10 protein-coding genes and 1 other annotated feature are annotated in these 13,380 nt (G+C 48.8%); all 10 genes read left to right on the top strand.

Annotated features, from left to right (window positions below; translation table 11 throughout):
• Window positions 1-8 precede the first annotated feature (8 nt).
• Window positions 9-1,313 carry a glutamate-1-semialdehyde 2,1-aminomutase gene (gene hemL / locus QVE09_RS16925; RefSeq protein WP_036605898.1) on the top strand — a complete coding sequence of 435 codons (1,305 nt, stop codon included), beginning with the start codon at window positions 9-11 and terminating at the stop codon, window positions 1,311-1,313.
• Entirely contained in the window at window positions 1,310-2,233 is a 924-nt protein-coding gene (locus QVE09_RS16920; protein ID WP_315937724.1) for an RluA family pseudouridine synthase, read from the top strand. The genes hemL and QVE09_RS16920 overlap by 4 nt, the downstream gene beginning before the upstream one ends.
• Before the next feature lie 334 nt (window positions 2,234-2,567).
• Window positions 2,568-4,160 carry a LysM peptidoglycan-binding domain-containing protein gene (locus QVE09_RS16915; RefSeq protein ID WP_397387051.1) on the top strand — a complete coding sequence of 531 codons (1,593 nt, stop codon included), beginning with the start codon at window positions 2,568-2,570 and terminating at the stop codon, window positions 4,158-4,160.
• Between the two features lie 155 nt (window positions 4,161-4,315).
• Window positions 4,316-4,597 (top strand) — a binding site (T-box leader).
• Window positions 4,598-4,658: 61 nt separating this feature from the next.
• Entirely contained in the window at window positions 4,659-7,325 is a 2,667-nt protein-coding gene (locus QVE09_RS16910; protein ID WP_315937722.1) for a valine--tRNA ligase, read from the top strand.
• Window positions 7,326-7,403: 78 nt separating this feature from the next.
• Window positions 7,404-8,780 carry a bifunctional folylpolyglutamate synthase/dihydrofolate synthase gene (locus QVE09_RS16905; RefSeq protein WP_315937721.1) on the top strand — a complete coding sequence of 459 codons (1,377 nt, stop codon included), beginning with the start codon at window positions 7,404-7,406 and terminating at the stop codon, window positions 8,778-8,780.
• A 56-nt stretch (window positions 8,781-8,836) separates the two neighbouring features.
• Complete coding sequence (gene murC, locus QVE09_RS16900) at window positions 8,837-10,156, top strand: UDP-N-acetylmuramate--L-alanine ligase (protein WP_253442774.1); 1,320 nt, start codon at window positions 8,837-8,839, stop codon at window positions 10,154-10,156.
• Window positions 10,157-10,272: 116 nt separating this feature from the next.
• A complete protein-coding gene (locus QVE09_RS16895; protein WP_315937720.1) occupies window positions 10,273-11,502 on the top strand; it encodes an SPOR domain-containing protein in 1,230 nt (409 codons plus the stop codon).
• Between the two features lie 145 nt (window positions 11,503-11,647).
• Window positions 11,648-11,890, top strand: a complete 243-nt coding sequence (locus QVE09_RS16890) for a DUF4321 domain-containing protein (protein ID WP_105410708.1) — start codon at window positions 11,648-11,650, stop codon at window positions 11,888-11,890.
• 94 nt (window positions 11,891-11,984) lie between these two features.
• Entirely contained in the window at window positions 11,985-12,596 is a 612-nt protein-coding gene (locus QVE09_RS16885) for a Maf family protein (protein WP_315937719.1), read from the top strand.
• A 37-nt stretch (window positions 12,597-12,633) separates the two neighbouring features.
• Complete coding sequence (gene radC / locus QVE09_RS16880) at window positions 12,634-13,323, top strand: RadC family protein (RefSeq protein ID WP_036673540.1); 690 nt, start codon at window positions 12,634-12,636, stop codon at window positions 13,321-13,323.
• Window positions 13,324-13,380: the final 57 nt, after the last annotated feature.

The following is a 13,380-nucleotide window of genomic DNA, read 5'->3' as shown; positions in this document are numbered from 1 at the left end:
GGATATTCATGACTGCACAACAAGGTAATCGTCGCAATGATGAGCGCTCACGCAGCGCGTTTGAGGAAGCGAAGCAGTACATACCCGGGGGTGTGAACAGCCCAGTACGCGCATTCAAATCGGTGGGACTTACTCCGATCTATGCAGAACGCGGCGAAGGATCCAAAATCTACGATATTGATGGCAATGTTTTTATTGACTATGTGGGATCGTGGGGCCCACTCATTATGGGACATGCACACCCTGACGTTGTAGAAGCTTTGCGTGAGACAGCTTTGAAAGGAACAAGCTTTGGTGCACCGACTTTGCTGGAGACCGAGATGGCCAAACTGGTCTGTGAGCGTGTACCTTCTATCGATATCGTACGGATGGTTAATTCTGGTACGGAAGCAACCATGAGTGCCATTCGACTGGCACGCGGGGTAACCGGACGCAGTAAAATTCTGAAGTTTGAAGGATCATATCATGGACATGCAGACAGCTTGCTGATCAAGGCTGGCTCAGGTGTTGCAACGCTGGGTCTGCCAGATAGTCCAGGTGTACCTGAAGGTGTAGCTGTGAATACCATTACGGTACCTTATAACGATCTGGAGTCCGTGAGACTTGCTTTTGAACGTTATGGTGAAGAACTGGCCGCTGTTATTGTGGAGCCAGTAGCGGGTAACATGGGGGTTGTTCCTCCGGCTTCCGGTTTCCTTGAAGGGCTGCGCAGTTTGACCACCCAATATGGCAGCCTGCTTATTTTTGACGAAGTCATGACCGGTTTCCGCGTAGGGTTGAACTGTGCTCAGGGACGGTATGGGGTTACACCTGACCTGACTTGTCTGGGTAAAGTGATCGGTGGCGGACTCCCGGTTGGTGCTTATGGCGGTCGTCGTGATCTGATGGAACAGATTGCTCCAACAGGACCGATCTATCAAGCGGGTACACTTAGCGGGAACCCGCTGGCTATGGCAGCAGGATATACGACGCTCAAATTGTTAACACCAGAGGTCTATGACCGTCTGGAGACATTGTCTGCACGTCTGCAAGCCGGATTCGAGAAAAATGCAGCTGAGACGGGTATTGCAATAACCATTAACCGTGTGGGTTCCATGGTTTGTCCATTCTTCAGTGCTGTTCCTGTAACCAATTATGATATTGCCAAAGAAAGCAATCTGGATCAATTCCGTCGTTATTTTGCGGCCATGATTGATCAAGGTGTGAGTGTTGCTCCTTCGCAATACGAAGGCATGTTTGTCTCTGGTGTGCATACGGAGCAGGATATTGACGATACGATTGAGGCAAATCGTAAAGCTCTTCAATCGTTATGACCATCAAAAGTTGGAAACGCCGCGGGGAATGGCTTGAGCTAATGCCAGGGAAAGCCGTAACAGGCAGTTCGGACAAACAGATGGCCGCAGAGCAGTGGCTATTGTCCGAGCTTCAGTTTCCGGAGAAACTGCTTCGTCAGCTGAAAGCAAACCGAGGAATACAACTTGCAGGGGACCGGCTTCGGCTGGCCCTTTTTGCGTCCCAGCCAATCGATGTTGAGCCACGCTGGGCTGATGTAGATGTATTGTATGAGGATGATTTCTGTCTGGTTATGCACAAACCGGCAGGCATGAAACTGCATCCGGATGGAAGCCGTGCCGATCAGGCCATCACGCTGGATCATGTGGTTGCCTCCTATTATGAAATGAACGGAATACAGGCGAGCGTACGCCATGTTCATCGACTGGATGAGGATACAACCGGACCTGTCCTGTATGCCAAAAATGCTTTTGCCCTCGCCAAACTGGATGAAGCGATGCGTCGCAAAGAGATTGGCCGCCATTATGTAGCCATTGCAGGTGGACAAATCCCCCTTGAACTCCGCAAAATTGATGCTCCGATTGGCAAGGACAGACATCACAAACAGCGCAGACGTGTCTCGGAAGGTGGACAGGAAGCTGTTACTCATGTGGAGATCGTCGAAGTATGGGAACGAGCAACCCTTGTACGATTAAAGCTCGATACAGGACGAACACACCAAATTCGTGTACATCTGAGTTACGCGGGACACCCGCTTATTGGTGATGCGTTGTATGGAGGTAGAGCGGATGCCATTGGTCGGCAGGCGCTTCACGGAGAGATGCTTAAGTTTAGTCATCCTTTAACCGGAGCGATGATTGAAGTGAACGACCCTTGGCCGCCCGATTTCACACAATTGGCAGAGCGCGAGGGTACTAATACTCTATATAAGTTCGATTAACTAGTTACACGAGAACGGAGAGGACAGAAACAACCAGAAGAAGCAAAGCGTTCGCCTAAAAGCTTCTGAAAGAAAGCTGCTTCGGAAGCATAAGCTATCCCCAGGTTTTCCCTTTATAAAATGGAATGAAAAAAATCTGAGGATAACAGCGATCAGAAGGTTGTTCTGTCATTGGAGTGACCGTGTAAATAACCATGTGTTGAACATATATAGCAAGGTTTTTCAAAAGGTGGCATGCTCATCTCATTCAAGGCATATAGATGGGGTAACGAAGGATTTGGACCATGGATCAGTCCCATGAGAAGGATCATGGTGAACATATGCCGAAAGGAGGATGCCACCTTTGTTGAATCAACCTTATGGTTTGCGGTTCGATATTTATGAGCGCGTTCATTTGTCTGAGGGAGTCCCTGCGATCGAGGAATTGGAGGAGATTGAACTATACCCGCGCATCCAAGTCATAGGGCAGGATGATCATGCCACGTTACGAGGGCATCTTTTACTTACAGGTGCGTACAGAGGAGAAAATGAGGCTTCAGAGGAGCTCAAACATTTTATTCCCGTGGAGATCACAGTGCCGCTGAACCGGGTCAGATCGATTGAGGATATTTCCATCGAGATCGAAAATTTTGACGTAGATCTGTTATCCAATCGCAGTCTGAACATTACTGGCGTGTTGTCGCTGCGAGGCATCGAGGGTTTTCCTGTTGAAGAGCCACAAGTGTGGTCAGCAGATGAGTTTACAGTTGTCCACTCACCTGATGCTCAGCAATCCAACCGTTCCGATGAAGCAGAACAGACTGGTAGCGACCCCAACACATTTGCACAAGAGTATCTGCTCCAGCGGAGTGAGGAAGAGAGACTTGCGAATGCAGCAGAACTTGCATATGGTGCTCCGGAATTCGCTGATCTGTCCATAAGGGAAGAGACATTAAGGAATAGCGAAGAATGGCAGCAGGAATATGCGAATTTGTCATCGGCCGAGCCACTTCAATCTGAGGAGCAAAGTGCGGAGTACGCTAACGAAAACAGACAACCTGATGCTAACGAAGATCCCGCATCTCTGACAGCGAATGGAGATGAATTGGCATCTCATGAACAATACAGCGAACCTTCTCCGATCTCGTCATTTATGGCTGAGACCGCTGATCGGTTAGCTTCTTACCCTGAGTCGGAACCATTGTTGCCTCTGGAAGATGAGTCTTCGGGTTGGTCCGAGCCTTCCGTGGATGCATTGACTGCGAACTCGAGAAGTGCAGATCAAGCAGTCTCAGAGCCTAGAGCTCAATCCTCTAATCAGTTGGCAGCACCGGATGTACCGGACGCACCAGATGTATGGCACTTCGAATCAGCGAGATCTGTACCTCAGCAGGAGAATCAGGCAGGTGCTGATGTCCCGGGCGAATCACAGGCGGAGAACTGGCAAGGTGTATTTGCTTCGTCCGAACCAGGCAACGCTGAGGAAGACCGCCCGTCTTTTGAAGCGACAGGGGTAGACGAGTTCGTGCAGAACGAAGCATTTGTCCCTGAACCTGTGGCTGAGACGGAAGACAAGCCGGAGCTGAAGGTTGCTTTTGGCAGCAAAAAAGAATCCGCACCACGGCAAGAGGAGGGCGTAGGTATCTCTTCCTTGTTATCCTCGGGCAGAGCGGCACGCGATGCTGAAGTGGAGCGAGGCGATGAGGTTCCTGCGGGTGTGGTACAGGAAGAAACGTATCCAGCTGATGATGTGGAATGGAAGAACCTGTTCCTGGGAACGATCGTGGACCAGACCCCATTCCGCAAGGTAAAACTGTGCATCGTTCAGCGAGAAGATACACTGGATGCCATTGCAGATCGATACCAATTGAGCACGAGGGAACTTCAGTTGTATAACCGATTATCTGAACAAGTTGTGGAAGAAGGTCAGATATTGTACATCCCTTAATCCATAGTTAAAGCCTTCGTTACGACCCGTGATCCCTTTGAGGATTGCGGGTTTTTGCATGATTCGCCCTAAACCTGCATTCCAGCGCTCTTTATCCGCTGTTGTCAGGTTGACTATCGCGCACGAGCAAGGTATGATGTGTGTAGGTTTTTTGAAGAACAACGTGGAACGGGAGTAGTAGACAGTATGACCTTTCAGAGAGTGGAATTGCAACGCTGTGAGATTCCGCAGGAACCAACTGATCGAAGTCGCCCGGGAGTTGCCTGTTTGAATACAAGGGATGGATGAGAGGTATCGTCATTTATTTCTGAGGTAGGATGGGCCGGTAGCAGCCGTTATCTGCTTGAAGTGTCACGTCATGTACAGAGGGTGAAGTCTATCTTACTGTCGGCGTGAAACAAAGGTGGTACCGCGAAAGCTAACCTTTCGTCCTTTGATGGATGAAAGGTTTTTTTTGTTTTTTTTGGCGAAGATGATGAAGTAACGGAGGAATGACACATGTCTGAGGAAAAAAAATCAGCTGCAACAGAAATGCCGACCACTTATGATCCTAAGGCGGCAGAGGACAAATGGTACTCCACCTGGATGGAGCGCGGATATTTCAAAGCCGGTCAACGTAAGGATGCCGAGCCGTATACGATTGTAATTCCACCCCCAAATGTGACCGGGATGCTGCACATCGGGCATGCGCTCGACTTTACACTGCAGGATATTCTGATCCGCACCAAACGGATGCAAGGTTATGATGCACTGTGGCTTCCGGGTTCGGACCATGCAGGTATTGCTACCCAAACCAAAGTGGAGCAGAAGCTGCGTGAAGAAGGTCTGACTCGTTATGATCTGGGACGCGAGAAGTTTCTGGAGAAGGTATGGGACTGGAAAGATCAATATGCCACTACCATTCGTCAGCAATGGGGCAAAATGGGATTGTCACTTGACTACTCACGTGAACGTTTTACGTTGGATGAAGGTCTGTCCCAAGCGGTTCGCAAAGTATTTGTTCAACTGTATGAAAAAGGCCTTATTTACCGAGGCAAACGCATCATTAACTGGGACCCGGTGAATCGGACAGCTCTGTCCGACATTGAGGTTGAATATAAAGAGGTTCAGGGGCACTTGTACCATCTGCGTTACCCGCTCAAAGATGGAAGTGGTTACGTAACAGTGGCAACAACGCGTCCTGAAACGATGCTGGGGGATACAGCGGTTGCTGTTCATCCAAAGGATGAGCGCTATGCAGATATGATTGGTAAAGTACTTGTACTGCCTATCATTGGACGCGAAATTCCAATTATCGCTGATGATTATGTGGATAAAGAGTTCGGAAGTGGTGCAGTTAAAATCACGCCTGCGCATGATCCAAATGACTTTGAAGTAGGTCTTCGTCATGATCTGCCTCAGATTACGGTCATGGATGAGAGCGGCACGATGAATGCTGAGGCAGGCAAGTATCAGGGATTGGATCGTAGTGACTGCCGCAAGCAGATTGTTGCTGACTTGAAAGAGCAGGGCGTATTGATCAACATTGAGGATCACACGCATCAGGTTGGACACAGTGAACGTACCGGTGCTGTTGTTGAGCCGTATCTGTCTACACAATGGTTTGTTGAGATGAAGCCACTTGCAGAGAGAGCAATCAAGAAACAACAGAGCGGCGAAGGGGTTAATTTTGTTCCAGACCGTTTTGAGAAAACCTATCTGAACTGGATTGAGAACGTTCGTGACTGGTGTATTTCCCGTCAATTGTGGTGGGGACATCGTATTCCTGCCTGGTATGATGAGGAAACAGGTGAAATCATCGTATCTGCTGAAGATCCAACAACGCTGCCAGAGAATGCTGGACGCAAGCTCAGACAGGACGAAGATGTACTCGATACTTGGTTTAGCTCCGGCTTATGGCCATTCTCCACACTAGGCTGGCCGGAAGATACGGAAGACCTGAAACGTTATTATCCAACAAGTGTACTTGTGACAGGGTATGACATCATATATTTCTGGGTTGCACGTATGATTTTCACTGCACTGGAATTCACCGATGAGATTCCGTTCAAGGATGTGCTGATGCATGGTCTTGTTCGTGATGCAGATGGACGCAAAATGTCCAAATCACTGGGCAACGGCGTAGATCCGCTGGATGTGATTGAGAAATATGGCGCAGATGCAATGCGTTACATGATCTCAACCAGCAGCACGCCAGGTCAGGATCTCCGTTTCCGTTGGGAACGGGTAGAGCAGGCTCGTAATTTTGCCAACAAGATCTGGAATGCTTCGCGCTTTGCATTGATGAATCTGGAAGGATTCACCTATGAGGAACGTGACATCAGTGGAGAGCTTGGTACAGCGGATTATTGGATTTTGCACCGCCTGAACGAAACTTCCCGCGATATTACGCGTCTAATCGAAGCGTATGAATTTGGGGAAACGGGTCGTGTGTTGTATAACTTTATCTGGGATGACCTGTGTGACTGGTACATTGAGTTTGCTAAGCTGTCCTTCTATGGGGAAGATCCGGTTGCCAAGAAGAAAACACAATCCGTGCTTGCTTATGTGCTGGATCAGACCATGCGCCTGATTCATCCGTTTATGCCATACATCTCCGAAGAGATCTGGCAGCATCTGCCGCATGAAGGTGAGACGATTACGCTGGCATCATGGCCGGTATATGATCCTGCTCTTGAGAACCCAGAGGCTGTTGCCGAGATGAACCTGCTCATGGATACCATTCGTGCAGTTCGAAACATTCGTGCAGAAGTGAACGTGCCGATGAGCAAAAAGATCGAGTTGATGGTCAAAGCAAATAGTGCTGAGACGTCCAGCATCATTGAGCGTAACAGTCACTACATCAAACGTTTCTGTAATACATCTGAGTTCGATAGTGGGCTGGATCTAAACTCACCGGATAAGGCAATGACTGCGATCATTACGGGGGCAGAACTATACTTGCCGCTCGCAGGTCTTATTGATATCGAGCAGGAAGTGGCTCGTTTGGAGAAAGAGTTGGAGAACCTTGAGGGCGAAGTTCTCCGTGTAGAGAAAAAGCTGGCGAACGAAGGCTTTGTTGCCAAAGCTCCTGCCAAAGTTATTGAGGAAGAGCGCGCCAAGCAAGCAGATTATTCCGATAAACGGGATAAAGTGATTGCACGAATCAAGGAACTTAAAGGTTAATATATTTGGGTCGGATGGAGAGCCATTATGCCATCCGGCCGCTTTTTTCACTCAAACTCGGGACCGAAGGTGAATCAGATGACGGAATTAGACGGGACAGATGCAGCAGCTCCTTTACTTACGTATAACGAGGCCGTGGACTGGATCAATGGCCTTATTCCTTTTGGCATCCGACCTGGATTGGAACGAATCGAGAGTCTGATGTCCATGTTAGGCAATCCACACCAACGTCTCAAATTTATTCATGTCGCGGGAACGAACGGCAAAGGTTCGACTTGCGCTTTTTTGACGTCAGTGCTTCTTCAGGCTGGATATGATGTGGGTACCTTTACGTCGCCGTATATCACCAAGTTTACAAACCGTTTTCAATACAACGGTGAGGATATTCCTGAAGAAATCCTGCTTAAACTCTCGAACCGATTACATCCACTGGTCATGGAAATGGCCTCCACTCCGCTTGGATCACCCACGATGTTTGAGGTGTCCACGGCTCTGGCGCTTCTGTACTATGCAGAGGAGTGTTACCCTGACGTTGTGGTATGGGAGACGGGGCTAGGGGGAAGGATGGACGTAACGAATATTGTCGCACCTGTTGTGTCCGTCATCACCAACATTGGTATGGATCACACGGATGTGCTTGGAGATACGATTGAGCAGATTGCTGGGGAAAAAGCAGGTATAATCAAGCCGGGAGTACCCGTTGTGACTTGCGCGACTCAACCCGAAGCTGTGAAGGTGATTCAGGAGAAAGCACAGCAGCTTCAATCAAGCGTGTATTTGGCTGGAGATCAATTCTCTTATCATAGACTGGACAGCAATGAGAACGGACAATCTTTTCATTTTACAGGCCCGTTTCGTGATCTGGACGTTCGCATACGCATGCGGGGCTCACATCAATGTGACAATGCAGCGGCCGCACTTATGGTGCTTGAATTGCTTAGACAATACATGGCATTTATGCTGGATGACAACGATATTGCACTTGGACTGGAGAATGCTTTCTGGGCAGGAAGATTCGAAAAAGTCGTCGATGAACCCCGAATTGTGCTCGATGGAGCACATAATCCGGAAGGGGCAGAATCACTGGCCAAGAGCATTACGGATGTCTATCCTCACAACAAGTTAATTTTGATGATGGGTATGTTGGCAAATAAGCATCACGAAGCGTATTTGCAGCATATACTGCCACTAGTGGATACGCTGATCCTGACCGAGCCAGATTTCCGACGCAAAATGGATGCAGCTGAATTGCTGCAGATTGTCGAACGGGTACGTCCCGCCATTGCGAAGCAGGAACTGGAAATCATCGTCGAGCCCGAATGGGCAAAGGCACTTGATCTATTGAAGTCACGGACGGAAGCGGAAGATCTGGGGGTGGTCTCCGGCACACTGTACCTGATTGCGGATGTGCGGGCAGCCCTTTTGCATCAAACCGATTCTGAAAAAGGTTGGTGAAAGTTTTGTTAAATACATCGGAACACGTTCATTTTATAGGGATTGGCGGATATGGCATGAGTGCCATCGCAAGAGTTATGTTGGAAATGGGATACACCGTTACCGGATCGGATGTCGCTTCACAGGAGTTGACCGAGAAGTTGGCAGCCAAGGGAGCGAAAATATATATCGGACATACGGCAGAGCACGTCACTGGAGCAGACCTGGTTGTTTACTCTACGGCAGCGCCTGCTGATAATGTGGAACGGGTAGCAGCTGCAGAGCTGAACATTCCGATTCTGCATCGTTCCCAGATGCTTGCACGTTTGTTGAACGAACGTAAAGGTGTGGCTGTGGCTGGAGCTCACGGTAAAACAACCACCTCATCCATGATTGCACTTGTTATGGATAAATGTGATACGGACCCGACATATATCATTGGCGGAGAAATCATGAATGTGGGCACCAACGCCAAGGCAGGCCAGGGCGACTGGGTAGTCGCTGAGGCAGACGAGAGCGATGGCTCATTTTTGCAGTACCATCCATGGCTCGGTATTGTGACCAATATTGAGGCAGATCATCTGGAGAATTACAACAGTGATTTTGAGGAGCTCAAAAAAGCTTATGTGCAGTTCCTGAGCCAGATTCGTCCGGAAGGAACAGCGATTGTGTGTTCTGACGACGAGAATGTTCAAGCGATTTTGCCTGAACTCAAGTCACGGATTACAACCTATGGTATTGATCGTGCTGCGGATTATACGGCAACGGATATTGTACTGGGTGATCGCCGGATTTCCTTTACGATGAATCATCAGGGTGCTGCTATGGGCACGGTTGAGTTATCAGTGCCGGGTAAGCATAACGTTTATAATGCGATGGCTACGGTGATTACCTGTCTGGAAGCAGGCATTCCATTTGAGAAGATTGTGGCAGCTATCATCCAGTTCCACGGAGCCAAACGCAGATTCCAGGTATTGGGCGAGGCGCGTGATATGCTAATCATTGATGATTATGCTCATCATCCGACTGAGATTGAAGCTACGATTAGTGCCGCCAAAGCAACAGGCAAACGCATTATTGCGGTATTCCAGCCACAGCGTTATACGCGGACGTTCTTCCTGCTGGATGCGTTCAGTCGTGCTTTCGCGGAAGCGGATGAGGTGCTTATTACGGATATCTATTCTCCTGCGGGCGAAAAGCAGATCGAAGGGGTAACCTCAGCCAAACTGGTTGAACTGATCGTTCAAAACAGTAATGCTTCTGCACGTTACCTTCCTACAAAAGAAGAAGTTGTCGCTGACCTGCAGCATCGTCTGCAGCCAGGAGATCTTGTGATTACGATGGGTGCAGGTGATATTTGGAAAGTCGGCGATACACTTGCCAAAGGTTTGAAATAAATCAATTGAGAAATCGCCTGTCTTCGATACGAAGCAGGCGTTTTTTGCGTTATATGGAATGTATTCTCCAGTCTCTGCATATAGCTGATATAAATGGGACAAAGGAGAGGGTACGGGTGAGCAATGCTAGAATGACGTTTCGCTTCGGGGATCATGAGTCGGACAAGCCTGAAAACAAGAGGATATCCGCGTCCAGTCCATTGGTGACGTTAAGTGAAGAATTACCGCATAATCAACCGCTAACGCCTAAGCAGATGGATACAACCCCATCATGGACGCCTGAGGATATCCCCGGAGACTGGGGAGAGACGGTGCTGACAAGCTCTACTGTACCTGAACCTGACGAGCGGGTGAGCCATGATTCGAACTTGAACTTGGATGAGGCCCACTATTTTGGGAACCGTTCCGGTTACGGTTATGTTAATCACACCGAAAATCCGGAGGAAGAGCGTCGTGATCTGTCCAATACCCATGATGATCAAGGCCACGACTGGCTTGCAGATTCGGAGAACTATTCGTACAAACGCAATCGCCCTCCAAGGGGATGGAAAATGATTGGTTCTGTTACCGGGGCACTTGTTACCGGAGCACTCTTTGGCATGGTTATTCTTTCATTTTTCAATAAAGAAGGAGCCGCCAAGCCAGGTGATCTTCTTCCCGTCAATCAGGCGGTTTCCACCGTGACGGGTCAGGAGGGGGCTGCAGGTACAGAGCAACAGCTTCAGACAGCTACGAATGGCAGCACGTATTATGCACTTCAATACGGCGTATTCAGTTCTCCTGAACGAGCTGAGCAGGCCAAGCTTGAGCTGGCTCAGGCAGGTATAGCCGCAGGTTCTGATCCTGAAGATGGCAATCGTGTATATGCAGGCATTTCGGCTGATCGTGAAGAGGCCAAGCTGCTTAGCTCCAGGCTAAAAGCCCAGGGAGTTGAACTGTATGTCAAGGAGATCGTTAACCCTGAGATCAATCCGGCTATATTCGGTGGCAAGCAAGAGGATGTGCAGCTTTTCTTCACAAACAGTTCTGCACTGGTCGAACAACTGTCTACCTTGTCTATTCAACAGCTGGGACAGTCTGCTCCGGCAGCAGTCTCTACAGAAACGATGACCGCGATTCAGAATAAGCACCAGTCATGGCTGACGGGATTGAATAGTATTACACCTGGTCTGACCGCAGATGTACAACCTATTATTGGCGGAATGGAGAAATCAATGAACAGTGCAATTACGGCTATCGCAGAGTACAACAAAAACCCGGATGATGTGTACATGTGGTCCGTGCAGTCCGATCTGATGGAATATGTACTGCAGCAGAAAAAATGGCTCGAAGCGATTAAGCAGTAACATGCTCTTTCCCATAACAACGCTTGGAAATACCCATCCGGCAAGGAACTGGAAATAGTTCCCCTTGCCGGATTTGTGTTTGTATTGACGTACAAAACCCCGTATAATAATGTGGGTGTCAAAAAATGGCGAGGGAAGATTACCGATGAAAAAAAACTTCGGCATGTTATTGCTGTTTCTGCTGCTCGGCTGGATGGCCGGAGCGTGGATCGCCAAGGCACTGCAGCCTGTTAAGGCAGTAGCCTTTCTTACGAAAGCCACGACCATACGTTGGTCGCCGCAGGCTGATCTGGATATTATCAGTTATGATATTTCACTTCAATTTCAAATGAGCCTTCTGAGTCTGATCGGTATTATTGCCGCTGTGTGGCTGTATCGCAGACTGTAGGAGAATGACGAGTTATGACGAAAAAAATTAAACCAGTGACATCTATTATCGTGATCCGGACAGGATGTTGCCGTGGCATAAGGAGCCGTTCATTTTGGATAACACAGAGCAGCGCCCTATTATTCTGGCCTCCACATCGCCTCGGCGCAAAGAACTGATCGCATCACTCCACCTAGCGTTTGATGTAATACCAAGTCATGCCAATGAAGATACACCACCAGAGTGGACACCTGAACAGACGGTACAGGAGCTTGCTTTGCGCAAGGCGCTTGCCGTGTATCGCGGGCTTGAAGGCCGTGAGCAGGAAGCCATTATTGTTGGTAGTGACACTGTTGTTGTTCTGGATGGTGAGATTCTAGGCAAACCTTTAGACGAAGCGGATGCTGAACGTATGTTATCCCGGCTGCAGGGCCGCGTACATCGGGTGTTTACGGGTGTCGCTTGTATTGATGCGGGCAATGGACAGTCGTTAGTTCATTACCGCCAGACCGATGTAACGATGAAAGAGCTGACGGATGCGACCATCCGTGCCTATGTGCAGACGGGTGAGCCTTCAGATAAGGCAGGATCATATGCCATTCAGGGCATTGGTGCTTCACTGATCGACCGCATTGAAGGATGTTATTTTAATGTGGTTGGCTTGCCGCTATCCTTGCTAAGTGATATGTTGGACGGGTTCGGCGTACATGTGTTGCCACGAACATGAATGAAGCCAAATGTTGTGAAATGAAAAGAGGGAACATATGGAGTCGCCTCAATACATGATGCGCGACATCCCCCAGGAAGAACGCCCGAGAGAACGCATGATGGAATACGGGGCGGGCGCCTTAAGCCATGCTGAATTGCTGGCGATTTTACTTCGAACAGGCACAAGACAGGAATCCGCGGTGCATATGGCACAGCGGATTCTGGCCGAAGCGGGTGGCATTCGCTCCTTGATGGATTTGAGTCTGGAAGAACTGACCGCGATGAAAGGAATCGGCAATGCCAAGGCTGTGCAATTGAAAGCTGGCATTGAGTTGGGTCATCGGATTGCCAAAAGCAGACTCACGCAGTCGACTTCAATTCGTACACCCCGTGATGCAGCTGACATTCTGATGGAACAATTGCGTTACTTGCAAAAAGAACATTTTGTGTGTCTTTTTCTGAATAGCAAAAATCATATTATTGCCCAGGAAACACTCTCCATGGGCAGCCTTAACGCTTCGATTGTACATCCACGTGAAGTGTTCCGGGCTGCCATCAAATGCAGCAGCGCATCGATTGTGTGCGCACACAACCATCCGAGTGGTGATCCTACGCCCAGTCCGGAGGATATCCAAATAACCAAGAGACTGATTGAAGCAGGCGCTATTGTTGGCATTGACGTGCTTGATCATATTATTATCGGAGATGGAACGTACGTAAGTTTGAAGGAGAAGGGCTTAGTATAATATAATGGTTGGCGTTGATGTTTTCCTATGAATGTTAACGGCGTTGTCCGTAAAAGA

The organism is Paenibacillus sp. ClWae2A (assembly GCF_032452295.1).
In the GTDB taxonomy this organism is placed as follows: domain Bacteria; phylum Bacillota; class Bacilli; order Paenibacillales; family Paenibacillaceae; genus Paenibacillus.
The sequence above is the reverse complement of the archived record's forward strand: the minus strand, read 5'-3'. Positions and strand labels throughout refer to the sequence as shown.

Excerpts from the sequence above, each read along its gene's own strand:
- hemL (WP_036605898.1), top strand. The coding sequence starts at position 9 with ATGACTGCACAACAAGGTAATCGTCGCAATGATGAGCGCTCACGCAGC.
- QVE09_RS16920 (WP_315937724.1), top strand. The coding sequence starts at position 1,310 with ATGACCATCAAAAGTTGGAAACGCCGCGGGGAATGGCTTGAGCTAATG.
- QVE09_RS16915 (WP_397387051.1), top strand. The coding sequence starts at position 2,568 with ATGCCACCTTTGTTGAATCAACCTTATGGTTTGCGGTTCGATATTTAT.
- QVE09_RS16910 (WP_315937722.1), top strand. The coding sequence starts at position 4,659 with ATGTCTGAGGAAAAAAAATCAGCTGCAACAGAAATGCCGACCACTTAT.
- QVE09_RS16905 (WP_315937721.1), top strand. The coding sequence starts at position 7,404 with ATGACGGAATTAGACGGGACAGATGCAGCAGCTCCTTTACTTACGTAT.
- murC (WP_253442774.1), top strand. The coding sequence starts at position 8,837 with ATGAGTGCCATCGCAAGAGTTATGTTGGAAATGGGATACACCGTTACC.
- QVE09_RS16890 (WP_105410708.1), top strand. The coding sequence starts at position 11,648 with ATGAAAAAAAACTTCGGCATGTTATTGCTGTTTCTGCTGCTCGGCTGG.
- radC (WP_036673540.1), top strand. The coding sequence starts at position 12,634 with ATGGAGTCGCCTCAATACATGATGCGCGACATCCCCCAGGAAGAACGC.